Source organism: Nonomuraea sp. NPDC049625, assembly GCF_040675285.1.
Taxonomy (GTDB): Bacteria; Actinomycetota; Actinomycetes; order Streptosporangiales; family Streptosporangiaceae; genus Nonomuraea; species Nonomuraea angiospora_A.
Genome location: NZ_JBFAOQ010000005.1, coordinates 711,748 through 736,244, shown reverse-complemented (window position 1 = coordinate 736,244; position 24,497 = coordinate 711,748). Strand labels below are relative to the sequence as shown.

Annotated in this window: 19 protein-coding genes; 8 read left to right on the top strand and 11 right to left on the bottom strand. The window is 70.4% G+C overall.

What is annotated here, in order from left to right; translation table 11 throughout:
- Positions 1-48: 48 nt before the first annotated feature.
- From AB0J87_RS25880 to AB0J87_RS25870, 3 genes are read left to right on the top strand one after another with little or no spacing between them, the layout of a single operon-like run.
- Complete coding sequence (locus AB0J87_RS25880) at positions 49-723, top strand: response regulator transcription factor (protein WP_363969046.1); 675 nt, start codon at positions 49-51, stop codon at positions 721-723.
- Positions 724-731: 8 nt separating this feature from the next.
- Positions 732-2,207: a HAMP domain-containing sensor histidine kinase gene (locus AB0J87_RS25875; RefSeq protein WP_363969026.1), complete on the top strand. Its 1,476-nt coding sequence runs from the start codon at positions 732-734 to the stop codon at positions 2,205-2,207.
- Positions 2,204-2,680 carry a hypothetical protein gene (locus AB0J87_RS25870; protein ID WP_363969024.1) on the top strand — a complete coding sequence of 159 codons (477 nt, stop codon included), beginning with the start codon at positions 2,204-2,206 and terminating at the stop codon, positions 2,678-2,680. Before AB0J87_RS25875 ends, AB0J87_RS25870 begins: the two co-directional genes overlap by 4 nt.
- Before the next feature lie 37 nt (positions 2,681-2,717).
- Here AB0J87_RS25870 and AB0J87_RS25865 read toward each other — a convergent pair whose 3' ends face one another.
- From AB0J87_RS25865 to AB0J87_RS25835, 7 genes are read right to left on the bottom strand one after another with little or no spacing between them, the layout of a single operon-like run.
- Positions 2,718-3,779, bottom strand: coding sequence for a hypothetical protein (locus AB0J87_RS25865; RefSeq protein WP_363969022.1), 1,062 nt, complete (start codon positions 3,777-3,779; stop codon positions 2,718-2,720).
- Positions 3,776-4,033, bottom strand: a complete 258-nt coding sequence (locus tag AB0J87_RS25860) for an acyl carrier protein (RefSeq protein WP_350740127.1) — start codon at positions 4,031-4,033, stop codon at positions 3,776-3,778. Before AB0J87_RS25860 ends, AB0J87_RS25865 begins: the two co-directional genes overlap by 4 nt.
- A 5-nt stretch (positions 4,034-4,038) precedes the next feature.
- Positions 4,039-5,229 carry a radical SAM protein gene (locus AB0J87_RS25855; protein ID WP_363969020.1) on the bottom strand — a complete coding sequence of 397 codons (1,191 nt, stop codon included), beginning with the start codon at positions 5,227-5,229 and terminating at the stop codon, positions 4,039-4,041.
- 22 nt (positions 5,230-5,251) lie between these two features.
- Entirely contained in the window at positions 5,252-6,220 is a 969-nt protein-coding gene (locus AB0J87_RS25850) for a phosphotransferase (RefSeq protein WP_363969018.1), read from the bottom strand.
- Positions 6,220-7,239 carry a MupA/Atu3671 family FMN-dependent luciferase-like monooxygenase gene (locus AB0J87_RS25845; protein ID WP_363969017.1) on the bottom strand — a complete coding sequence of 340 codons (1,020 nt, stop codon included), beginning with the start codon at positions 7,237-7,239 and terminating at the stop codon, positions 6,220-6,222. Before AB0J87_RS25845 ends, AB0J87_RS25850 begins: the two co-directional genes overlap by 1 nt.
- A complete protein-coding gene (locus tag AB0J87_RS25840) occupies positions 7,229-8,692 on the bottom strand; it encodes an AMP-binding protein (RefSeq protein ID WP_363969015.1) in 1,464 nt (487 codons plus the stop codon). Before AB0J87_RS25840 ends, AB0J87_RS25845 begins: the two co-directional genes overlap by 11 nt.
- On the bottom strand, positions 8,689-10,422 hold the full coding sequence (locus AB0J87_RS25835; RefSeq protein ID WP_363969013.1) for a condensation domain-containing protein: 1,734 nt from the start codon (positions 10,420-10,422) through the stop codon (positions 8,689-8,691). Before AB0J87_RS25835 ends, AB0J87_RS25840 begins: the two co-directional genes overlap by 4 nt.
- Before the next feature lie 299 nt (positions 10,423-10,721).
- Between AB0J87_RS25835 and AB0J87_RS25830 the strand changes: the two genes are divergently transcribed.
- Positions 10,722-12,500 (top strand): ABC transporter ATP-binding protein, encoded by a 1,779-nt coding sequence (locus tag AB0J87_RS25830; protein WP_355199285.1) that lies wholly within the window; start codon positions 10,722-10,724, stop codon positions 12,498-12,500.
- Entirely contained in the window at positions 12,497-14,248 is a 1,752-nt protein-coding gene (locus AB0J87_RS25825) for an ABC transporter ATP-binding protein (protein WP_363969011.1), read from the top strand. Before AB0J87_RS25830 ends, AB0J87_RS25825 begins: the two co-directional genes overlap by 4 nt.
- A gap of 6 nt (positions 14,249-14,254) precedes the next feature.
- On the opposite strand, the gene AB0J87_RS25820 is transcribed toward AB0J87_RS25825, so the two are convergent.
- The 3 genes from AB0J87_RS25820 to AB0J87_RS25810 all read right to left on the bottom strand — a co-directional run bounded on the left by AB0J87_RS25820 (position 14,255) and on the right by AB0J87_RS25810 (position 17,111).
- Positions 14,255-14,983, bottom strand: coding sequence for an NAD-dependent epimerase/dehydratase family protein (locus AB0J87_RS25820; protein ID WP_363969009.1), 729 nt, complete (start codon positions 14,981-14,983; stop codon positions 14,255-14,257).
- A gap of 54 nt (positions 14,984-15,037) precedes the next feature.
- The gene (locus AB0J87_RS25815; RefSeq protein WP_363969007.1) at positions 15,038-16,156 is read right to left on the bottom strand and encodes a ThiF family adenylyltransferase; all 1,119 of its coding nucleotides are present in this window, start codon (positions 16,154-16,156) and stop codon (positions 15,038-15,040) included.
- A gap of 193 nt (positions 16,157-16,349) precedes the next feature.
- On the bottom strand, positions 16,350-17,111 hold the full coding sequence (locus AB0J87_RS25810; RefSeq protein ID WP_363969005.1) for a phosphotransferase: 762 nt from the start codon (positions 17,109-17,111) through the stop codon (positions 16,350-16,352).
- Positions 17,112-17,324: 213 nt separating this feature from the next.
- On the opposite strand from AB0J87_RS25810, the gene AB0J87_RS25805 reads away from it, so the two are divergent.
- On the top strand, positions 17,325-17,582 hold the full coding sequence (locus tag AB0J87_RS25805; protein WP_363969003.1) for a hypothetical protein: 258 nt from the start codon (positions 17,325-17,327) through the stop codon (positions 17,580-17,582).
- A gap of 21 nt (positions 17,583-17,603) precedes the next feature.
- Positions 17,604-18,590, top strand: coding sequence for a polyprenyl synthetase family protein (locus tag AB0J87_RS25800; protein ID WP_350740162.1), 987 nt, complete (start codon positions 17,604-17,606; stop codon positions 18,588-18,590).
- Between the two features lie 142 nt (positions 18,591-18,732).
- Here the strand turns inward: AB0J87_RS25800 and AB0J87_RS25795 are convergent, their stop codons facing one another.
- The gene (locus tag AB0J87_RS25795; protein WP_363969001.1) at positions 18,733-21,603 is read right to left on the bottom strand and encodes a choice-of-anchor L domain-containing protein; all 2,871 of its coding nucleotides are present in this window, start codon (positions 21,601-21,603) and stop codon (positions 18,733-18,735) included.
- Positions 21,604-21,893: 290 nt separating this feature from the next.
- On the opposite strand from AB0J87_RS25795, the gene AB0J87_RS25790 reads away from it, so the two are divergent.
- Complete coding sequence (locus AB0J87_RS25790) at positions 21,894-24,497, top strand: M4 family metallopeptidase (protein WP_363968999.1); 2,604 nt, start codon at positions 21,894-21,896, stop codon at positions 24,495-24,497.

The window sequence follows — 24,497 nt, the reverse complement described above, 5'->3', positions numbered from 1 at the left end:
ACGGGGTGGATCGGCGGGTGAGGTACGGAGCGTGCTGTGATGAGCGGCGTGTCGCGGGTGTTGTTGATCGAGGATGACCCGGCTGTGCGGGAGGGGCTTGAGCTGGCCCTGACCCGGCATGGGCATCGGGTGAGCGCGGTGGAGTCCGGTGAGCGGGGGCTGGAGCGGCTGCGGGCGCATCTTCCCGATGTCGTGGTGCTTGATCTGATGTTGCCGGGGATGGACGGGTTCGAGGTGTGTCGTCGTATCCGGGCTGTCGGGCAGGTGCCGATCATCATGGTGACCGCGCGGGGTGATGACATGGATGTGGTGGCCGGGTTGGAGGCGGGTGCCGATGATTATGTGGTCAAGCCGGTGCAGCCCAGGGTGTTGGAGGCGCGTATTCGGGCGGTGTTGCGGCGGATCGGGCGGGATCAGGCGGAGCTGGAGCGGTATGGGGAGCTGACCATTGATCGGGCCGGGTTGGTGGTCGCCCATCGTGGGGTGGTGGTGGGTCTGGCGCCGACCGAGTTGCGGTTGTTGCTGGAGTTGTCGGCTGCGCCGGGTCGGGTGTACAGCCGTCAGCAGTTGCTGGAGTCGGTGTGGGAGCACGGGTATTTCGGTGACTCGCGGTTGGTGGACGCGTGTGTGCAGCGGTTGCGCGCGAAGATCGAGGACGACTCGGCGGCGCCTGTCTATGTGCAGACGGTGCGCGGGTTCGGGTACCGGTTCGGGCCGGTGTGAAGCGGCCGGTGACGCCTCGGCCGAGCCTGGGGCTGCAAACCCGGCTGCTGCTGGCATTCGCACTGCTGTGCGTGGTCACCGCGGCTGCGGTGGCCGGCGGGCTCTACGTCCAGGCCCGCAACGACATCCTGCAACGGACCCAGGATGCCACGGTGCAGGCCATGAAGAGCCGCCTGCAGGCGCTCTACCCGTTGCGGACTCCGGCGCCGGGCCCCGACGAGCTCGACGACATCGCCACCGCCGTGCCCGACCAGAACAGCGTGGAGTTCGCGGTCGCCGTCTACCGCGAGATGTACTCGCCGGTCGCCCCGCCGGGGCGCTTGAGGCCGGGCGGGAGGGTGCTGGCCTCGGAACTCGGGGTGATCTCACCAAAGTTGCGGCAGATGGTGGCCGACGGCAACATCGCGTGGCAACGCGTGGTGCGGGAGGGCGTGCCCTGGCTGATCATCGGCACGCCGTTGCTGGTCGTCGAGGGGGACCGCACGACGCGGGCCTCCGGCATCGAGGTCTACGCCGCGCGTAGCCTGATTGCCGAACAGCGCAGCATCGACGAGCTCGCCGTACGTGCCTGGCTCATCGGCGTGGCCGCCCTGGCGTTCGCGGTCGTCCTGGCATCGCTGGCCACCCGCGGCGTGCTACGCCCGGTACGCGAACTCGGCCACGCGGCACGCCTGCTGGGCCAAGGCGAACTACGGACCAGAATCACGGTCCACGGCTCCGACGAGCTGGCCGAGGTGGCACACACCTTCAACAACACCGCCGCCGAACTCGAACGACACGTCAAACAACTACGCGAGATGGAGGCCGACGCCCGCCGATTCGTCGCCGACGTCTCCCACGAACTACGCACCCCGCTGGCCGCACTCACCGCCGTCGCCGACATCCTGGACGAGGAGGCCGCCCGGCTGCCCGAGCCCGCCGGCAGAGCCGCCCGGCTGGTCAGCCAGGAAACCCTCAACCTCACCGCCCTGGTCAACGACCTCATCGAGATCAGCCGATTCGACTCCGGCGTCGCCGCCCTCGCACTCAACGAGGTCGACGTGGCCGAACTCGTCTCCGCCACCCTGCGCGTCCGAGGCTGGACCCAGCAGGTCCACACCGACCTCCCACCCGCCGTGACCACACGACTGGACCCACGCCGCGTCGACGTCATCCTCGCCAACCTGGTCGGCAACGCCCTACGCCACGGCCAACCACCCGTGACGCTACACCTGACCGCCGACCCGCACTGGATCACCTTCCAGGTCCGCGACCACGGACCAGGGCTGGACCAGGCGGTGCTCCCGCACGTGTTCGACCGCTTCTACAAGGCCAGCGCCGCCCGGGCCAGATCCGAAGGCAGCGGCCTCGGCCTGGCCATCGCCCGGGAGAACGCCCGCCTGCACCAAGGCGACCTCACCGTCACCAACGCCCCCGACGGCGGCGCCCTCTTCACCCTGCGCCTGCCACGCCGGGCGGACGCTCCCGACGGGGGCCCCGAGTGACGGCCGGACCCACCCGCCGCCTGCTCGCCGCGGCCCTGCTGACGCTCGCGGCCGGCTGCGGCGTGCAACCCAGCGACGCCATCTCCGCCGGCGACCCGCCCAGCGGACCCATCGCACTACCCCTGAAGGTCACCCTCTACCTGGTCAAGAACGGCCGGCTCAGCACGGTGACGCGACCCGGCTACCGACTGTCCCCAGCGGACGCGCTCGCGCTGCTGGCAGCCGGACCCACCCCTAGAGAACGGACGCAAGGGCTCACCACCGACGTCCCACCCGAAGCCGGCCCGTTCTCGATGACCGCCGAACCCGGCGGCCACCTGGTGGTGACCCTGTCCACCCCGCCAAGCCAACTGCCCGCACTGGCCATCGACCAGATCGTCTGCACGGCCGCCGCCCTGGCACCGGAAACCCCTGGCCAGGTCACCGTCGTCGGCGCCGGGCAGGACAGCGGCCCCCGGAGCTGCCCGAGGTAATGCTAGGCGGCTCGTGACGGGGGAGCGAGCACGGCGATCAGCAGGCAAGCGCCGCCAACTCCCGCGCGTAATCACGGGGCCGGTCGTGCAGGTCGAGCAGGCGGCGGTGCATCCGCGCGAGCGGTTCCAGCGAGAAGCCGGTGTCCCGCCACGCCTCGAACGTGATGCCGATGCCCAGGTCAACGCAGAACTGCACGTTACGATCCTCGTGCTCGCCGTACCCCTCCAGGCAGATGATCGGCGTCGCCGCGGTGAACGCATCGAGGATCGTGCCTCCGCCCAGCTTGGCCATGATCGCCACGGCGTGCCTGGTCAGGTCGAGTGCCTGGTGATGGTCCTCGGCCTGCTCGTACACGGGGGGCGCGCCGGCGACGATCTCGCCGAAGGGCGGGAAGCCGTCGTCGTGCCAGGGATTCCAGGACGGATCCATCATGAAGCGACGCGAGCCGGGAGCGAGGTCGGGAGCCTCGCCGACGTCGCGCACCACGAGGTCGAGGGGCAGGCCTGCGGCGTTCAGCTCGGCGGCCCGCTCCAGGTACGTGCCCATCGACCAGCCGCCGCCGTGCGCCAGGACACGCCTGTCCCGATCCTCCCAGCGCAGCGGCGGCTCGGTGGTGGCCCTGATCGTCCAGGGGATGTCGTTGCCGGCGGAGTCGAACAGCCACACCTCCCGATGCCTGTCCAGCGACTCGGCCCGGCGGGCGAAGGACGGCGAGTTGGCCGAGTCGGCGTGGCACACGTCAACGGGTACGGCCCCGAACTCCTCCGCGTAACTCTCCACGACGGGCAGCCAGAGACCGCTGAAGACGACGAAACGGTGGACCGCGCCGTCATGCCAGCGCTTCTTCGCCGATTCGATCAGCATCGGGTCGAAGGCGTCCGACAGGTTGCGGAAAAGGCGCTGGCCGACCCGGGCGAGACGGAAGTCCCGCTGGTACGCCTCCTTGCTCGCGGAGATCCTGTCGCGCCGTTCGGGCTGCCAGAAGGCCTCGGCCAGGAAGACCTCGCCGGACGCCCCGAGCTCCTTGAGCCGCCGCCTGAGCAGCAGGCCGGTGACGTGGGCGCCGAGCCCCGGGCCGCCTGTCAGGATCGCGATCATGCCAGGGCGTTGACATGCGACAGGACGAAACCGCAGAAGGCGCGGATGGAGTACAGCCCCTCGATGTCCAGCCGGTCGAAGTCGAGCTCGACGTCGAACCTCTCCTCGACCATGAACAGGAAGTTGATCAACTGGATGGAGTCCATGCCCAGCTCGCGGATGATGTCCGCGTCGTCGCCGAGCTCCTCCGCGGCCCAGTCGTCGCCCAGGGCCTCGGCCAGCATCGACTTGATCTGCGGCAGGAGGTCGTCCATCTCGTTCACACTCCGTTTTCGTAGAGCGATGAGCACTTCGAGCAGACGGGCATCAGGCCCGTCGCGCGCAGCGTGGTGCGCACCCGGCGGAAGGCGGGGCTGTGCCAGACCTCCGCCAGCGTCCCGTCCCTGATGTCCCCGACGATGAACTCGGGGAAGAACTTGCACGAGCTGACCTTGCCGTCGGCGTGCACCTCCAACCGGCTGGAGACCGCCAGGCAGGTGGACTTGCCCGCGACCAGCCGGCTGCGGCCGAGGGCGAAGTCGGTGACGTCGTCGAGCGTCACCTCGGGCGTGTAGCGGATCCAGGGCTTCCACACGCGTCCGGCGAGCCTTCTCATCGACTCCAGCAGGACGGGGATGTTGTCCGGTTCGAGGTGGTAGGTGTAGGAGTGCCAGGTGGCCTGCCCGGGCGGGGGCGGCGGGTTGAGCCAGGCGAAGTCGCGCGCGTACACCTCGTCCATCCGCGCGGCGGCCTCGGGAGTGATCCACCAGGGCAGCTGGAAGAAGACCGAGTGGAGCTCCAGCTCCTCGGCCCACTCCATGAACTCGTACAGGCGGCCCGCCGTCGCGTTGCTGACCATGGAGTTGACGGTGACCTCGCCCTGATAATCCCCGCTCCTGCGCAGGTCGAGCAGGGTCTTGAGGTTGCGTTCCGTCCTGGAGAACGACCTCGGCCCGCGCAGCGCCTCGTGGTCGGCTTCGAGCCCGTCGAGGCTGACCGTCAGGTTGAGGTTGCTGCCGAGCTTGAGCAGGTGCTCCAGGTTGCGCTCGATGAGCAGGCCGTTCGTGCAGATGTTGACCTTGCGGGGGTAGCGGAGAAGGAGCTCGACCAGTTCGGGCAGGCGGCGGTACATCAGCGGCTCGCCGCCCCACAGCCAGGTCTTGGGCCTGGTCGCGTCCGTCTCGCGGAGCAGCCGTTCGAGCACCTCGATGTCCAGCTCGGCGGTGACCCGGTCTCTGCTGTAGTCGCGCAGGAAGCCCTGGTCGTTCCACTGGAAACAGTGGTCGCAGCGCAGGTTGCAGGAGTAGGTGAGCTGCAGGCTGAGCTCACCGGGCAGGTCGGTCGCATAGCCGGGATCGGCTCCGACCCCCCTCCTGGTCCGCGACCGCACCGTGAGCTTGCGCCGGACGTCGGCGAACTCGGCCGGGGTCAGCGTCCTGCTGGATCGATTCTCCGTCAGCTTTCTTTCCACCTTGGTCATCTCCCTGCGCGGTTCAGCGGATCAGCTGTTCGAGGAGCACTTTCACGACGCGGTCATGGCGGTCGGCGTCATCGAATCCACGGGGCTTCTCCTCGATGATCATGATCAGGTAGAGGTAGGTCCGGTAGAGGGCGAGCCGGGTGAGCGCGCTCCCGGTGAGCTCGAGGCGCCCGCCGGCCTGCCGGTAGCCCCGCAGCAGGTCCGGGTCGTGCTCGGCTCGGCCGTACACGTCGAGGGAGACGAAGTCGGCCAGCGGATCCCCCCAGAACGCCCGTTCGTGATCGATCAGCGCCGCGATGCGCGGCGGCCGGCGGTCGAGGTCCAGCAGGATGTTGCCGGGCCACAGGTCGAAATGGACCAGGGCGGGCTCGGTGACCTCGTCGAGCGCGCCGGCGTCGGCCCGTACGGCACGCGCGATCTCGTCGGCCGGCCAGGGAAGGTCGGCGTCGAACCGGACGGCGTCGGCGAGGAGGCCGTCGACCATGGCCAGGAAGGCCTCCCGCCAGGTGGCGGCCCTCATCCCGGGCAGATGCGGGTAGCCGAACTCCGTCCCCTTGATGCCATGCAGCGCGGCGACGTACTGCCCGAGCATGGAGCGCAACTGCCGGGACTCCTCCTCGGCCAGCCGCTCGGCCGCGTCCGACCAGGGGACTCCCTCGACCGCGGTCATGATCAGATGCGGTACGGGGCCATCGAGGCAGGCGTGGAGCAACCGGGGCTGCGGGACGCCGGCCCCCTCGGAGAGGGGGTAGAACAGCGCCTCCGTCCGGATGATGTCCCGCTCGTAGGCGAGGAGTCCGGCATCGCCGGGAGGGCTGAGCTTGAGGACGACCTCGGAACCGTCGTCCAGCCGGACGCGCCACAGCGCGGCGAACGTACCCGCTCCCAGCTCTCGCGCGGCGACGGCGCGGCGTCCGAGGGCGCGCTGGACGAGCCCCTTGACCTCGGCCTCGGGCAGGCGCCTCTTGGTGTGCGCGTCCATCAGTGATCACCGCTGTCCAGCAGCTTGCCCAGCAGGTCCAGGCTCCCGAGGACCGCGGACGTCTCCAGGCCGAAGTCGATGAGGCAGGCGATCTCGTCCACGCCGATCGCCGCCAGCCGGCGGACCCGTTCCGCCGCGACGGCCGGCTCGCCCAGCAGGCCCGCCTCGTCGAAGAACCGTTTGACGGCCCTGCGCGTCATGAACTCGACGCCCTTGGGACCGAGCGCGGCGGGGTCGACGTTGCGCGCCGAGCCGGCGCTCGAACCGAGGTGCAGGCCGACCGAGCTCCGGACGTACGCCGTCAGCGCCTCCCGCACCGCGTCGGTCGGCGGCCCGAGGTGGGTGTGCAGCATCACCACCACGTCACCGGGCCTGCCGTCCAGTCCCGCGCGGTATTCCTTGATCTTGAGTGCCAGCTCGTCGACGCTCTGGCTGAGCAGGTTGGTCAGGACGCCGACGCCGAGGGTGCCGGCCGTGCGGAACGTCCCGACGCTGCCGGAGCTCGTCAGCCAGACCGGGAGCTCCGGCTGGACGGGAGGCGGGAAGATGCGGACCCGCTGTTCCTCGCCCACCCCGGTGACGACGCTCACCTCCTCCCCCCGCCACAACCGGCGGACCTGTTCCAGCGTCTCGACGGTGACGCGGGTCCTGTCGGCGTACCTGTCGGGGTTGAAGGCGAAGTCCACCGCGTGCCACCCGGAGGCGAAGGACACCCCCACCCGCCCGCCGGACAGGTTGTCGACCACGGCCCAGTCCTCCGCGATGCGGATCGGGTGATGCAGCGGGGCGACCACGCTGCCGGCGCGGACGGCCACGCGTTCGGTGACCGCGGCGACGGCCGCGCCGGTCACCGCGGAGTTCGGATAGAGCCCGCCGAACGCGTGGAAATGCCGCTCCGGCGTCCACACGGCCGTGAAGCCGTGCGCGTCCGCGTAGCGTGCCCCCTCCAGGAGCAGCTCGTAGCGGTTGGCGGAAGGCTGCGTGCTGTCGTCGGCGAAGTAGAACAGACTAAAACGCATCGGCTCTTTCTCTTCCGCGGGTCTTCTCCGGAGGCTGGGGCAGCCGGGGGCGGTCGACCTTCCCGCTCAAGGTCCGTGGCAGCTCGTCGAGCCACACGAACACGGTGGGGACGACGCCCGGCGGGAGATGCTCGCGCAGATGGCGCAGCACCTCCTGCTCGTGGCGGCCGTCATCGGCGACCACGTACGCGCAGAGCTTCTCATCCACGAGGACGACGTGGGCGTCGTGGACCCCGGGGGAGCGCATGAGCACGTTCGCCACGTCGTCGAGCTCGACGCGCACGCCGTTCACCTTGACCTGCCGGTCGCGTCTGCCCAGGAGCTCCAGGGAGCCGTCCGGCCGGAACCGCCCGAGGTCGCCCGTCCGGAACCGGTGCGGATCGGACGGGTCGAAGCCGCCCTGCCGTCCTCCGAGGTAGCCGTGGAGCGGGAACGGCGTGCGCAGCTCGACCTCGCCCGACTCCAGGAGCCGCACCGTCACACCTGGGAGGGGTTCGCCGACGGGGACCGATTCCGCCGTCGCGTCCGCGGCGGTGATCCGGTGGAAGAGCTTGGTCATCGTGGTCTCGGTGGGGCCGTAGAGGTTGATCAGCTCCTTCTCCGTCCCGAAGAGCTCCTGCCAGGAGCGGACGTCGGAGGGACGTACCGGCTCTCCCGCCAGCAGGACGGCGCGCAGTTCGCGCAGCGACCCGGGTGTCAGGTCCGCCGCTCGGAGGGTGCGGAAAACCGTGGGGACGCAGTGGAGGATCTGCACGCGGTTGGTCTCCAGCCAGTGGGCGAGCCCCTGGCCGCTGCGGGCGCTCTGCGGGGCCACGACCATCGTCCCGCCGGAGCACAGCGGGACGAAGGCGTCGCGCAGGAAGGCGTCGAACCCGGCGGAGGTGAGCGAGGAGACGCGCGTCCCCCTGCCCGCGCCCACGAGGTCGATCTCCCAGGTGACGAAATGCGTGATCGCCGGGAGGCTTCCCACGACCCCCTTCGGCCGGCCCGTGGTTCCCGAGGTGAAGTAGACGTAGCCGGGGCCGTCCGGCTCGCCGGGGTCCCATCGTGCCGGATCCACCGCTTGGTCTCGTACGTCCCGGGCGTCCAGGGTCCGGAACCCTTTCCGGCCGGTTCCGGCCAGGACCGGAGCTCCGGCCCGGTCGACGACGACGGCTCCCGGCCGCAGGTCGTCGATGGCCATGGCCAGCCGCGCGGGCGGCGTTCGTACGTCCACCGGAGCGAACACGCGGCCGCAGGCCATGGCCGCGAGCATCGCGGCGACGGTCTCCACCGGATCGGCGCACGCGATGAGCACCGGGTCGCCGCCTGGGACGGTGTCGAGTTCCGCCAGGTGTCCCGAGGCCCGGACCGCGAGGTCGTGGTACGTGGCGACCCGCTTTCTGCCGTGGATCGCGATGTCCTGGGGATGGGCCCGAACGTGGCGCATCCACCGGCCGACGACGCCGGTCATCCCGGCTGCCCTGTCGTACGGCCCGCGCCTTCCGCCACCACGGGGCGGCCCAGCCAGGCGTCCAGGTCGCCCACGTCGTCCGGGGCATGATCGCAGAGCACATAGCGGCGGGGCGTCATCGCAATAGGACGGCGGCGCAGGCCCTCCATGCAGAGCGCGTGCGCCTCCTCGGCGGATCGGACCCGCGGGCCACGGGCGAGGAAGGCCACCAGCGGCTCACCCCGGACCTCGGGGAAGACCCGGGCGGGAAGCGGCATGAGGACCTCGTCCAGGAGTCGCTGCACCTCGCCGACCTGGATCCAGCACGAGTCGACCAGCAGCCAGTCGCCGTCCCGTGGAAGCGGGCCCAGCCCGGTGACCTCGTCCATCCGCGGGCGGCTCAGATCCTCCGAGGCCGCCGCCAGGAGGAGGCGCTCGATCGCCAGCAGGATCCGTTCGAGCTCGTCCCTGGGGACCCGGTCCAGGTGACCGGTCCACAGCCGCAGGCGGAGCGTCTCCTCCGCGGCGAACAGGTCGAACCTGAGCATGACGTCGGTCTCCACCATCGGTGTCCAGGTGAGAGCGGTCTCGGCCGGCGCTTCCGGAGGCTGGGAGTCGATCCGGCCCACCACGAGATTGTTGAACAGGGGCTCGAAGCAGAAGCGGACACCTCGCCGGTGCTCGGCTCGTTCGGAGATCTGCGAGCGTTTCTCGACGTCGTAGATCCCGTGCTTGCCCGCCTTCACGGTCGCCAGCCAGGCCTGGTGGACACATCTGTCGAAACTCATGGATTCCAGGTCCACGCGCATGAGGGCCGACTGCACCAGAGTCCCGAGGTAGCCCGCCGAACGGCTGTCGTACCGGTTGCTGGAAAGCGTCAGGAAGTCACTGGCGCAGCGCCCGGTGCGCTGGGAGAGCACGGCGCAGATGGCGGCCAGGACGATCGCCGGCCGGCCGAATCCGACGCGCGCCTCTATCTCGGCCAAGGCCGTCGCCGCCGCCTGCGAGCACAGTTCGGCGGCGACCGAGTCGCGCGGCGAGCCCGTGGAGGCGGCCGTGTAGAGGTGGTGCGGCGCCCGGTTCAGCACGCTCTCCCACAGCGCCAGAGCGCTCGCCGTACGGCGCGCCAGCGGCGGACGCCGCTCGGCCCAGGCCTGGTCCAGCGGCTGATGACGGGCCTGCCCGATCTCACGCTCCGCGGGGTGGCGCACCAGGTGCGCGAACTCGCGGCCGAAGACGGCGAGGCCGAGGAAATCCGCGGTCAGATGGGAGAGGTCCATGACGCCGGCGAGGACCTTGCCGCCGCGCGTGGCCAGGGCGACGCGCAGCGGATGCGTCTTGGGACTGTACGGCGGGCGCGTGTCCAGGAGGGTTCCGAGCTCCGCCGCCAATGCGGCGGACTCCACCGGCCCGGCGCCGGCGTCGAAGCGGTGGATGATCAGCTCACCCGCCGCGGCGACCCGCTGGGCCGGGGGAGGGCCGGCCGCGTAGGTGGAGCGCAGCCCCTCATGACGGGCCAGCAGAACGGCGAAGGTCTCGGTGACGTCGTCCAGCTCGGTGCCCTCGGGCAGCTCCAGCGCCCACCGCATCCAGCCGTGCGAATCGGGAAAACCGTCCAGCCAGCGCAGGATGTTCAGCTGGCCGAGGGTCAGGGGCCCGTCACCGGCGCGATCGCCCTGGAAGGAGACGGCGATCGGTTCGCACTCCGTCAGCGTGAGCTCGTGAGTGAGCGCGGTGAAGACATTCGGCATCGACGCAGATCACCCTCGCAGACACGTGCTTCGCGTGGACCGAAGGACCTTGTTCCTCTGCATTCAGCCCATCGCAGAGCCCAAGCCGCCGAAAATTTCGGACTGCCCCCGATAAGCTAGCCGGAGCGTATGTGAGCATTTTTTGATCGTCAAGAGCCATCGGAAGCCTTGTCAAGGACATGGAGCGGGTGCCGCCGCACGGGAAAGCTCCATTGACCGACCCGCGGAATCGGACATACGCTGCGCAAGATTTCGCGAGGGAATGGAAAGTTTTCATCGGCCTTGCCTGAGGGATGCCCATGCGAGAAAGGCTGGACCTGCTGAGGCTCTTCCGCTACGCGGGCCCGGCGGTGTCCATCGCGTTGACCGTGATGGTTCTCATCGATGCGGTGGTGCCCGCGGGCATCGCGATCGCCGTCCAGGAACTGGTGGCGGCGGACGGCCGATCCGCACTCGCGCCGGTGCTGCTCATGAGCGGCGTGGTCCTGGCCGGGCAGCTGGCGCTGGCGTTCCGGCTCCCCGTGGGACGGCTGGCGGCCGACCGCATCGACGGCGCGCACCGCACGCGGATCGCCGCCCTGGTGATGGGCGTGCCGACCGTGGACGTGGCCGAGAGGCAGGACGTCCAGGACCGGGTGAAGACGACCACGGCGGAGCCGCGGGACTGGGTCGACAGGACGTCGGGCGACGGCGCCGTGAGCCAGCTGGAGCTGGTGGGCCATGCCGTCGGGATGGCGTCGTCCGCGGTGGTGCTGGCCTGGTGGTCGTGGTGGCTGGTGCCGGCGACGGTCATCCCGGCGGTGTGCTTCCGCATGATGCACGGCCGCCAGTGGGTCCGGCATTTCCGGATCTGGGTGGAAGGCGTCCTGTACCACCGGCGGTGGAAGTACTGGGGCGAGGTCGCCACCACGCCGGCGGCGGGCCGGGAGCTGCGCGTCTTCGGAGCGGGCGAATGGCTGCTCGGGCACTACACGCGTGACATGCGCACCCACGTGGATCCCGTGTGGGAGGACGATCGGCGGGTGCTGCGCCAGTTGTGGCTGGCGCTGCTCCTCCCGCTGGCCGGATGCACCGTGGCCTTCACCTGGGTGGCCCTCGGCACGGCCGCCGGCCAGGGCAGCATCGCGCTGGAGGTGGCCGTGGTCACCGCGGCCTGGTCGGTGTTCAGCGTGGCCATCAGGACCGACGACGTGATCTCCCTGGAAGGGGCCCGGCCGGTCAGGCGGGCCGCCGGTGAGCTGGAGCGGATCAACCCCGCGCCGATCCCCCTGCGCGCGCACGCCGAAACCCCCGCGGGCCCGCCGCCGCTGCTGCGCTTCGAGAACGTACGCTTCGGCTACCCGGGCCGGCAGGTGCTCAACGGCGTCGACCTGGAGATCAGGCCGGGGGAGTCGCTGGCGCTGGTCGGGCTCAACGGCGCGGGCAAGTCGACGCTGACCAAGCTGCTGGCCGGGCTGTACCGGCCCGACTCGGGCAGGATCCTCGCCGACGGGACGGACATCGCGGACATCCCCGACTGGCAGTCCCGGCTGAGCGTGGTGTTCCAGGACTTCCTGAAGTACCCCCTCTCCCTGCGCGACAACATCGCCCTCGGGGCCGCCGACCCCGATCTGCTCTCCGGCGTCGTCCGGGACGCCGGGCTGGTCCCCGTGGTGAGCCGGTTGTCCGGCGGGTACGACACGCCGCTGTCGCGCAGCCGTACCGCGGGGGTGGACCTGTCGGGCGGCCAGTGGCAGCAGGTCGCGCTCGCCCGCGCGCTCTACGCCACCCGCCGGGGGGCCAGGATCCTGGTGCTGGACGAGCCCACGGCCCACCTGGACGTCCGCACCGAGCACGACCTGTTCCAGCGGCTGCCGGACATCACCGAGGGGATCAGCGTGGTGCTGATCTCGCACCGCCTCTCGACGGTACGGCAGGCGGACCGGATCGTGCTGCTCGACGGCGGCCGGATCACCGAGTCCGGGACGCACGAGGAGCTCATGGCCGAGGGCGGGCAGTACGCCACCATGTACGCGCTTCAAGCCCAGCGCTTCAGCCAGGGATACGACGACCGGCTGGACGAAGGAGATCTCGCGTGAGGGAGTACGCGCGCCTGTGGCGTGAGCTGATCGTGCTGTGCCGGCAACGCCATCCCGGGGCGACGGCCTTCCTGATCGGCTGGCACGTGGCCTCGACGGTCATGTTCGCGGCGGTGGGGCTCACGCTGCGCGCGCTGGTGGAGGCCACCCAGGCGGGCACCGCCACCGCGATAGGCGTGGCGGCGCTGGGCGCCGCGCTGGTGCTCACCCTCAACCTCGGCGTCGAGCACATCGCCTACCTGCGGACCATCCACCTGGTGGAGCGGATCAGCCTGACCGAGGTGGAGCCCCGGATCCTGCGCGCCTGCGCCGAACTGCCGCAGGTGGGACATCTGGAGGAGCCCGAGTTCCTGGACCGGGTCACCACGTTGCGCGGCCAGTCCGGCGCGGTGGTGGACTGGGCGTGGGCGGTCCTTCAGGCCGTCGCCGCCACGATCGGACTGCTGGTGGCGCTCGCGGTGCTGGGTGGCGTGAACCCCTGGCTGCTCGCGCTGCTGCCGTGCGCCGCCGTACAGCTGGCCATGGAACGGCACGGCCGCAAGAAGATCGCCGAAGAGGACCTGGAGTCGGCCGAGGACCTGCGCCTCCACCGGGACCTGTACGACGACATCTGCGTGAACCCGGCCGCGCTGAAGGAACTGCGCGTCTACGGCGCGGCGGCGGAGGCGCTCAAGCTGCAGGCCGAAGCCTGGGACCGGGTGACGCGCTCACGCGCCCGCGCCGCCCTGGTCGCCGCCGGCTGGTCGTCGGCGGGCTGGCTGGTCTTCGGCGCCGGTTTCACCCTGGCGATCTTCCTGGTCACCGCGTCGGGCCACCCGGGGGACATCATCCTGGCCGTCTCCATGGGCGTCCAGTTCCGCAACGTGGTCGAGCACGCGCTGCACCGATCCATGCAGGTCGGCGGGTACCGCCGGCTGCTGCGGCCCTACCTGTGGCTCATGGAGTACGCCCGGACGCACCGCGACACCGCCGACGCGGCCCCGCCCGTCCGGCTGCGGCGCGGGATCGAGCTGCGGAACGTGTCCTTCACCTACCCCGGGACCACCGAGCCCGTCCTCGAGGACCTGTCCGTGCACCTGCCCGCCGGAGCGGTGGTCGCGGTGGTCGGCGAGTACGGTTCAGGCAAGACCACGCTGGTCAAGCTCCTGGCGAAGATGTACGCCCCCGACTCGGGCAGCATCCTCGTCGACGACGTGGAGCTGTCGGCCCTGGACACCGCCGGCTGGCGGGCCTCGATGAGCGCCGCCTTCCAGGACTTCGGCCGCTACTGCACCACCTTCGAGGACTCCGTCCTGATGGGCGGCCGGGGCGATCTGAACTCCACGGTGCGCGACGCCGACGCCGGAGAACTGGTCTCCCGCCTGCCAGACGGCCCCGCCACCGAGCTCGGCCGCCGCTTCGGCGGGATCGAGCTGTCGGAGGGCCAGTGGCAGAAGGTGGCGCTCGCCCGCTCCGGCGCACGGGCCCGGCCCCTGCTGTTCGTCCTGGACGAGCCCACCGCCTCCCTGGACGCCCCGAGCGAGCACGCCATCTTCGGCCGCTACGCGCGGCGTTCCCGCGAACTCGCGGCCTTGAACGGAGCGATCAGCGTCATCGTCTCCCACCGTTTCTCCACCGTGGCCGACGCCGACCTCATTCTGGTGATGGCGGCGGGAAAGCTGGTGGAGTGCGGCAGGCATGACGAACTGCTCACCCGGAACGGCATGTACGCGGACCTCTACGGTATTCACGCCGCCGCGCACGCCTGAGCTTCTTCAGAAACGGTAATAGCGGTCGATGACGCTTCGATAGTAGGTCGGCGAGAAACCCATCCGGGCCGTGGACGGCGCGTGCTGCGCCATTCTCTTCGTCGAGACGTTGTAGTCGTTGGCCGGGGTGTCGACATAGACCTTGGTGACGGCCCGGCCGGACAATGTCAGCAGATAGGAGACGATTTCCTCGGCGGTCACCGGATGGCCCGAGGCGATATTGACCGTCGCGTGACGAAGGCCGCAGGAGAGGAGTTCGGCGGCGATGGTCACGAGGTCCGCGACGTCGATGAGATCGCGGCGCGCTCCCCGGTAGACGGTCACCACACCCTCGTTGACCTGGGAAACCAGTGCGGGCAGCAGCTGATGCCGCCGTTGGTGGGGCCCGACGACCTCCGTCACCCGGAGGATGAGATGGTCCACCCCGGACGCCCGTATCGCTTTCTCCATCTCCACCTTGTGGCGCCCGTACGCGGTGGTGGGATGAACCGGGTCCTCTTCCGAACGCGGCGATCCGTCGCCGTTCCCGTAGAGATGCGCCGACGCCGTGGAGAAATAGAGGAGCCGGCGGGCGTTGCCCATCGCCTCATGGAGCAGAGCGGCTTCCCGGTGAAACTCCGTCGCTTCGGTGGTGGTCGACCGCGACACCCCGGCGGCGAACACCACCGTGCCGTCCATCTTCATCGGTGAATTGGCGAACGCCCGGGCAATCATTCCGTCGCCGACGACCTCCATGGAAATCTATTCTGGTATGAAGAGCGGCATTCGGCGAGGTTTCTCGACCCGGATTCACGGCGTTGTTTCCCGTTTCTCGTCAGAGAGCCGTTCTCCGCAGTTCGGGCAGTCGGGCCGCTTCGGGATGGGCCGCGAGCGGATCTCCAGCGGCCAGAAGTCCACCTCGCTCCACCGCCCGCTCAGCGCCGGGGGCAACCCCGTCAGGACCCGGATCGCCTCCCAGGCCAGAATCGTGCCGACCAGCCCGCACAGCGCCCCGATGGCGCCCGCCTTCTGCCTCTTGCCGACCAGCGACTCCATCCGGCCGCGCCCGTGGTCGGCGAAGGTCTCGGCGCGGACGCAGGTCCAGCACGCGGTCTCCCCGGGCAGGACCGTCGTGCCGAGCACCCCGATGTGGTACGCGTACCCGGTGCCCAGGATGTGCGGCACGTCCGGCCAGCAGGCCTCGCTGACCCAGGTGGACGTGTCGTTGGGCGTGGGCAGGTCGATCGCGTTGATCACGATGTCCGCGCCGTCTACCAGGTCGGCGAGGTCGGCGGCGGAGGTGACGCGCCGGTCGAACGTCTCGACCGTGACGAAGGGATTGGCGGCCCGCAGCCTGGCCGCGGCCGCCTCGACCTTGGACGCTCCCACGTCGGCGACGCAGAACAGGGTCTGCCGGGTCAGGTTCGACGGCTCGACCCGGTCGAAGTCACATAAGCGGATGGTGCCGACGCCCGCGTTCGCCAGGGAGAGCGCGACCCAGCCGCCGAGCCCGCCGACCCCGCACACCACCGCGGTCGAGCGGTCGACGCGCTCCTGCAACTGCACGCCGCTGGAAAGGTCGGTGAGGCCCTGGTCGCAGAAATCCTGGAGCAGCCGCAATTGGCGGTCGTAGAATTGGGCGCGATCGTCGCCGAGCCGCGCGAACGACCCCTCGAGGTGACCGACCCGGCTCAGCAGCCTCTCTTCCGTGAGGATTTGCAGCACCTCGCCGAGCGGCTGCGAGTCACCGACGGACCGCTCGATCTCGGCATATGTACGAGTGCCGTCCAGAAGTGTTATCACCCGTTTCACAAAGGCGTCGGCGGCGAATCTCTTCACCGTTCTGTCCGCCGTGCAGAGGAAGAGCAGTTCGTCGCCCTCGGTCTGGACGATCACGCTTTCCCGCAGGCGGGGGCGCCAATCCGTCACGTGTTCCTCCGAGTGCGGGTGAGGTGAAAACACCTCACCCGCACGCTGTCAGTTGCCGGCGGAATTCGACGCGGTGACGGCGCCGACGCGCATGCTCGTCTCTTCGAGCTTCACCATGACAGGACGTCTTCGCATGGCCCCACCTTACGTCCGGACGGATTCCTTCACTGCATTCTCTCCAGGACAGAATTTTTTACAAGGGAAACTCGGACAACTCCTGAATCGCCTGGTCGAGGTCGTCGGCGACGCCGCCTTCGTACAGCTGGACGTAAAGCTCGTCGGGGCCGCGGCCATATCTGCGTATCTGGCGGGCCCGCACGCGCAGGCGCGCCTGCGCCTCGCGGACGATCTCCTCGGGGCCGCCGCGCCAGCCGTACTCCTCGAGGAACAGGCGCAGCCGCTCCGGCCGGGCGGCCTCGTCGCGGAATCCGTCGGCCGTCGCCGCACGCCGGGCGTACAGCGGCACCCAGGCGATGGCCACCCACGCCACGTCCGAGTCCGGTGTGACCGGCCCGGCGAAGTCCCAGTCGAAGAAGCCGGTCAGCCTGCCCTCGTGCCAGGCGGCGTTGAACGGCCCGGCGTCGTTGTGCGCGATGATCGTTCCCGGTGTCCAGGACCCGCCGAGCCGCCAGCGCGCCGTGGGAGCGGGCACGTAGTCGGCCACGGCCTCGTGGTAGTCGCGCAGCCAGCGGGCCACCTGGACCAGCGCGTCCTCGCTCCACGCCCACGCGGGCCACGGCGGCGCGCCGGCGATCTCGCCCACCAGGTAGGTGAGGATCTCCCGGCCCTCCGCGTCCACGCCCAGGACGCGGGGAGCGCCGCCGAACCCCTTGCGCTCCAGGTGCCGCAGGAGCTCGTGAACCGACGCCGACCACGCGCGCACCGGCCGCCGCACCGTGGCGCCGATCCGCACCACGGCCTGGTCGTTGCCGCCCATGAGCCGGTCAGCGGCCATGGCCGTCCCGGGTCGCGAGCTGGGCGGCGAGTGCGCGTACGGTATCCGGGCGGGGGTGACGGCTGGGAACGGCCGGCCAGATCTGCCGCAAAATCCCCATATCACCGGTCCCCGGGTCAGCCACGTGTCGGCCAGCGATCTCCACCCTAATTTTCTCGCCCGAGGCTGTCCATGATCCCGTGAAGGGCGCGATGACATGCGATCATCGGCGCTATGACGTCCCCCCTTGATCAGCGCGGCCGCCGGACCGGCGCCGTCGGCTTCTCCGTCGTGTGCGTGGCGGCCCTCACCGGTTACGGGCTGTTGGCGTGGAGCGTCTACGCGCTGGAGTGGATGACCACGGCGCTGATCATGGGCAGCGTCATCGCGGCCGTGGCCCTTCCTGCCGCCGGCATCGCCGTCGGGGCAGCCGTCACCGCAGGGCGGCCTCGTGACACGCGGATCTCAGGGTTAGAGTCTGCCGGATCATGAAATATCACGGAGAAGGCGGATATGTCGGCTATCGAGCAGCTGAAGTTAACCGACCCTGACCTGGCGGAACACCTGCGCAAGAGCATGGCCGAAGTGGAGGCCAGGCTGCACGTGGCAGCCGCGGAATCGCCCGACCCCCTGGTGAGCCAGACCGCCGGCTACCTCCTGGGCGCGGGCGGCAAGCGGTGGCGCCCGCTCCTGGTGCTGCTGGGCGCCCAGTTCGGCGACCCGGAGCGCGACTCGGTGCTGGACGCGGCCGCGGTCGTCGAGCTCGTCCATGCCGCCTCGCTGTACCACGACGACGTGATGGACGAGGCGCCGCTGCGCCACGGGGTGCCCAGCGCGCACACCCGCTGGAACAACAAGATCGCGATTCTGGCCGGCGACCACCTGGTCGCCCGCGCCGCCACGCTCAGCCTGGGCCTGGACGAGCAGGCGCGCCGCGCTCAGGCGGAGGCGTTCGAGCGGCTGGTGATGGGGCAGATCAGGGAGGTGGCGGGCCCGCGTCCCGGCCAGGATCCCGTCGCGCACCACCTGGAGGTGGTACGCGACAAGTCCGCCTCCCTCATCGCGCTGTCCGTACGGCTGGGCGGCATCTGCGCGGGCGCCGACGCCGGCACGGTCGCGGCGCTGGGGGAGTACGGCGAAGCGCTCGGCGTGGCCTTCCAGCTGTCCGACGACCTGATCGACATCGTCTCCGGCGCGGACAGGGCGGGCAAGGCGGCGGGGACCGACCTGCGCGCCGGCGTGCTGACCCTGCCCGCCCTGCTGGCGCTGCGCGAGGGCGGACGGCTCGGCGAGCTCCTGGCCGCCGGCCCGCTCCAGGACGCCGAACTGCACGCCGAGGCGCTGGAGCTGTTGCGCTCGTCGGCGGGCCTGGCCGCCGCCGGGTCGGAGGCGGCCAGGTACGCGGCCGAGGCGCGCTCGGCCGCCGGCCGGCTCCGTGACTGCCCGGCCAAGCAGGTCCTGGAGGCCCTGTGCGAGCTGGTGTCCTCCCGCGCGGCCTGACAGCAGCCCGCGAACGCCGACCCGGGACGCGCGCCGGGCCGGGCGCCCGGCCGCTGACCCGGACCTTCGCCGGGTCGGGTGTGGGGGACGCTGACCCGGGACCGTCGCCGCGGGCCGGGTCAGCGTCCCGGTGGGGTCCCGGTCAGAGGTTGAGCGGGATCTTCACGTACGAGCCGTCGATGTTGCCCGCCTTGTCGATGCTCCGCAGGTGGAGCGTCCAGGTCCCGGTGGAACCGGTGGGCTTCATCCAGTAGAACGGCAGGCCGTACGTGGAGTACTGCGGGGTGTCGTCCGGATCGCTGGACACGATGGCCCACTCGATCCGCCCCACGCCCGACCCGCCGGCGTCGGTCGCGGAGGCGTCGACGTGCACCCGCTTCCTGCCGTCGTACTCGTCGTACCCGAGCGTGACGTCGGTGTCGGGCGGGGTCTCGTCGTCCGCCGCCGAACCGGTCACCGTGGGCAGCGGGTCCTGGGCCGGGCAGCCCGAGTCGCACGGCGTGACGGAGACGCGGGTCGCGGGGACCGTGACGCCGCCGCCGTTGAGGGTGATGTGGTCGTTCGGCCCGATGAGGATGGGCTCGTACGGGATGGTCGAGGTGATGACGCCGTTCTCGTACGTGCGCAGCCGGAGGTAGACGTAGCCGAAGTCCGTCGAGGTGATCGTGGCCGCGGCCCTGCCCTGGCGGAGGAAGGCGGAGATGCGCTTGTACGGGCCGACGCCCGCGGCGTAGGAGCTGCCGGGGATGTCCTCCAGCTCGACCTCGGTCGCCGGGTCGGTGAACCCGGTGCGCAGCCCGCCCGCGTCGGTGAGCAGCAGGTTGACCGGGCCTCTGATCTCCACTTCGGTGCCCGTGAGCCCGCCGGCGGCGGCCGCCTGGACGCTGTCGTCCTGCTGCGCCGCGAGGGCGGCCGTGACGGGTCCTTCGCCCTGGACGGCGTTGACGGCGTCGTAGACGACCTGCGACTCGTTGGGCAGTTCGACGTGGCCGATGCCGGAGTAGGCGGGCTGGACCACGGAGTTGCCGCGCAGCCCCGCGGTGAGCCGGGCCGAGCCGAGCGGCACGGTGCCGTCACCGAGGTCACTCCAGTTGATCATGACGCCGGTGCCGTTGACGCAGCCGTCCCACCAGCCCTTCTTCTCGTTGCAGTGCGCCTCGGGGAACTCGTCGAAGCTCACCGGGGTGGTCACGCCGGTGCCCACCAGGCGGGTCAGGCCGACCCTGGACTCGGCGGGATTCCAGGCGTCGGACGCCCGGTGCCAGGCGCGGGCCTTGTCGATCAGCGCCAGGTTCTTGTCGCTGAGCATGTCGCGCACCTGGTCGGGGGTGAGCGGGCCGCCCGGTACGCGGTTGACCGGTGGCTCGACCACGGTGTGGTAGTTGTCGGAAGGCAGGAGCTCCAGGAAGCCGGGGAAGTTCTTGGTGATCTTCGCGGCCTGGTTCCTGTTGAGCAGGCAGCGGCCGGCGGTCAGGTCGATCACGCAGGGCGTCTTGTAGTGCATGACGCCCAGCGCCTTCGCGGCGCCCAGGTACGGCGTGGCGATGGTGGAGATCCGGTTGATCTTGCCGACCGAGCGCTGCATGCGCGTGGCGGCCAGCGTCACCAGCCCGCCCTGGGAGTGGGCGATGATGTTGACCCGGTCGGCGCCGGTGGCCTGCAGGACCGACTCGATCCGGTCCAGCAGCTGGTCCGCGTTGTGGTTCGACGACTTGCGCCAGTCCACGGGGTTGAGGAAGAGGTTCTCGCCCGGCTGCGGGTTCTCGATGTCGCCCAGCACGTACCCGGCGTTCTGCAGGTGGCTGACGGTGCCCGCGTAGATGGACTTGATGTTGAGGATCTTCATGATGACCTCGGGGGCGTAGACGCCGTTGCCCTTGGCGTCGGTCTCCCCGTCGTCGTTCAGCATGATGTTGTCGAGGTGCGAGTCGCTCAGGCTGAGCAGCTTGGTCAGGGTGCCCGGCCAGTACTCGGTGCTGGCGTCCCTCAGCTTGGACCCCATGATGCCCGGCACGAAGATCACCGGCTTGGTGACGGGCTTGGCGCCGGTGCCGCACTCGGCCGGCTCGTCCTGGGTGTAGGTGAGCTTGCGCACCAGCGCGGCCGAGTCGTAGACCGCGTCGTGCTGGTCGAAGATCGACAGGTACAGCTTGTGCGACCCGCCGGTGATGGGGGTTGAGGCCTTCATCAGCGGCGTGGCCCCGTCGTACGTCGTCCCGGCCGAGGCCGAGGCGGTCATCGCCAGCAGGCCGGTCGTGTTGGTGGAGATGACGTTGCCGGAGGGGTCGAAGGCGAAGTTGTCCGGCGCCAGGATGGTCGACTCGTTGGTGGTCCAGGTGCTGCGGTCCAGCTCGGCGACGAAGCCGTCGTTGTAGGCGGACCTGACGAACTCGGGGAACTCCTCGCTGAAGTACTTGACCTCGAAGGTCATGCACTTGGCCCAGGACGGGACGTCCAGGTCGACCCGGAGCACGGTGACGTCGTAGGCGCTGTCGCCGCGGACCTTGCCGCCGCCCGAGTCGCGCCCGTCGGATTGGAACTGGTTGGCCTGCGGCGCGAGGGTGGCGTCGCCCGTGGTCAGCAGGGCGCCGGTGCCGGAGAGGCCGCCGATGCCGGTGCCCAGGCCGTTGGTCCCGGTGGCGGGCGGGGTGGTGACGTAGGAGGCCGTGACCAGGCTGCTGTCGCCGACCAGGGCGCCGGCCAGCGCCCTGGCGCCGTCGGCGCCGGTGTCCACCGGGGTCACGCTGCCCGCGTCGACGTCCAGCGTGGTGACGTCGGCGGAGCGGGTCTTCCGGGCCTCGCGTGCCTTGGCGGCGCGCTCGCGGGCGGTCTTGCGGTCGGCGGGCCTGCCGACGGAGATCGTGTGGCGCTCCGAGGAAGGCGCGGCGGGGGACGTGGCGGGGGACGTGGCGGGGGAGGGGCTGACGGGATCGGCGAGGGCGGGGGCGGGGGCGGTCATTCCGGTCCCTGCCATCGCGACGGCGAGCATGACCAATAAGAACCTGCGGCGCATCGGCTGCTCCAGGCTGGGTCGGGCCGTGAGAACGGACTTCGCTCCGGGCGTTCGTGTCACGGCGGGCCGGGACCAGCGACACCAAGATCAAAGCGGAGAAAACGTATACATCAACACGTACGCGGTCAAGTCCGAAAAATGGATATTGACGGAACATGACGGAGGCTCAATACTCCAGGTGATCAATCCCCTGGCCTCCCTACAGCCCCCGTGAGCACTGGTCTACGCATGCCTGTGTGCTGGCGGTCTGCACCCTTCCCGTTACCCCCCGCACCTGTGTGGAGCATGCCATGCGCTTGGCCAAAAACGTTTTCCGTGCCTTATGGGCGGGTGGGCTCGCAGCCGCGGCCTGCGTCGCGGTGACCTGGGGGATGCTGGCGCTGCTCGTGAGCGGCGCGGAAGGACTGGTCGGGAGTTTCCTGGCCAGGAGCGTGAACGGGGTCACCACCGCGGCGGCCGCCGCCACGGGCGGGCCGGTGGACTGGTGGTCGGCCACGCTCTCCTCCGGCGGCCGGATCTGGCCGCTGCGCTTCCTGCTCCAGGGCTCGCCGATGGTGCTGCTCGCGCTCGGGCCCGTGGCGGCCGGTCTGACGGCCGGCCTGCTCACCCGGGGCAGGGCCCGGCTGCTCGCCGCCTCGGCCGGGTACGCCGCCGTGATCACCACCACGGCCACGGTCACCGCCCTGGTGGCGCCCGGCGAGCTCGCGGCCGTCAGCACGCCCTGGCCGATCGCGTTCGTGCTGGCCCTGGCCTGGTGCTTCGCCGTGGGGCTGGCCGGCCAGGCGGCGCGCCGCGTGAAGGTCGTGGCCGCCGGCGCGGCCGTCCTGCTGCTCGCGCAGCTCTCCGTCTCCGGTTCCGCGGTCGCCGCCCCTCCGGCGAAGGCCAGGACCGAGCTGCCGGTGACCATGGCGGCCGCGGGCCCGCCCGAGCCCGCCCCGGTCGGCTACCTCCGTCCGGGCGTGACCGAGGCGCTCGCCAAGGTGGGGGTCTCCAACGCCGCCGACGGAGCGAAGATCGCCGCCGACACCGGCGTCACCATGGCCAAGGACCCCTGGCTGGGCGTGCCCACGATGCTGAGCCTGCAGAGCCCCACCGGCAAGGACGTCAAGAGCTGGCTGCGCGCCAACGCCGGGCTCCTGGCGTCCAAGGACCCCGTCGCCCAGCTCACGGAGCTGCCCGCCAGGCCCAAGGACCCGCTGGGACTCAAGCACGACTGGTTCCAGCAGCAGGTCGACGGCGTGCCCGTGTACGGCGCCCGGGTCGGCGTCCACCGCGACGCCAAGGGCAAGACCGTGCTCAGCCTGACCAACAACTTCATCCCCGACCTGGCCCCCACCGGCACCAAGCCGACCCTCGACGCCGGATCCGCCGTGACCGCCGCCGGCCGGGCCATGCCGGGCGCGAAGGCGGGCGCGGCGCCCGAGCTCCTGCTGCTGCCCGACGAACCGGACCCCGGCAAGCCGGTGGCGGCCACGCTGGTCTGGCGGGTGCCGATGGCCGCCGACGACGGCCGTTCGACGGTCTTCTACGTCGACGCGCTCAGCACCGGGCGGATCGTCAAGTTCGAGCCCGGCCACCTGGAGTACAAGAACCGCAGCGTCTGGGACCTGAACAACAACCCGCGCCCCAGCGGCGGCCCGGCCAGGACCGAGGGCGAGGGCCCGGTGTCCGAGCCCGACGTCAACGCCGTCTACGACCACAGCGGCCGCTTCTACGACTACCTGTCGAGCACCTTCGGCCGCGACAGCTGGGACGGCGAGGGCGCCAGGATGAACTCCTACGCCCGCTACTCCAACGACCGCAACCACCAGCCGGTCAAGAACGCCTTCTTCGACCCGCTGACCGGCGAGACCATGTTCGGCGAGGGCACCGCCACACTCACCATCGTCTCCCACGAGTGGCAGCACGGCGTCACCCACTCCAGCGCCGGCCTGTTCTCCTTCTTCCAGGGCGGCTCGCTCCACGAGAGCTTCTCCGACGTCTTCGCGGCCTTCACCGAGTACAAGGTCAAGGGCAGCACCAACTGGAAGGCGGGCGAGGGCAGCTCGCTCGGCGTCATCCGCGACCTGGCCAACCCCAGCGCGCTCAGCTATGACGGCAAGCCGCACCCCGACCACTACAGCAAGTACTGGCTGGGCTGCGCAGACGGCGGCTGGGTCCACTTCAACAGCCTGATCCCCAGCCACGCCTGGTACATCCTGGCCACCCGCATCGGCATCGAGAAGACCCAGGAGATCGCCTACCGCGACCTCACCACCCAGCTCGGCCCGCGCTCGCGCTTCTCCGACACGCGCGCCGGCGCCATCCAGGCGGCCTCGGACCTGTACGGCAAGAACTCGCCCGAGATGCTGGAGGCCTGGCGTGCCTTCGGCGCGGTCGGGATCGACGGCAACTACGAGTCGCCGCGCCAGCAGTGCATGTGCTTCGCCGACGAGTCGCTGACCGGCGTCGGCCTGGAGGCGCTGGACCCCGACGGCGCCGGCACCGATGCGACCGTGGCCGGCCTGCTGCGCGTCCGCGACATCTTCGAGAACGCCGAGTCCGGCGCCGTCATGCACTACGCGCAGCTGTACGCCCGGGCCAACAGCCGCGCCATGGAACTCCTCACCACCAGCGACACGCTCCGCAGGCAGACCGCCCACCTCATGCAGAGCATGGAACCGGCCTTCCGCACGGTCAACACGCCGCAGGGCGACCTGACGACCGTCACGCAGGGGCAGATCGACGAGATCAACGCGCTGGTCGACGCCTACCTCGAGGCTGACCTCGACGCGGGCAGCGACGGCACCTGGACGGCCCTGGCCCGCTCGGAACTCGAGTACGCCAACATCCAGTCGATGGTCGGCATGTCGGTCAACGAGGCGTACGCCTACCTCGAATCACTCTTCGACTAA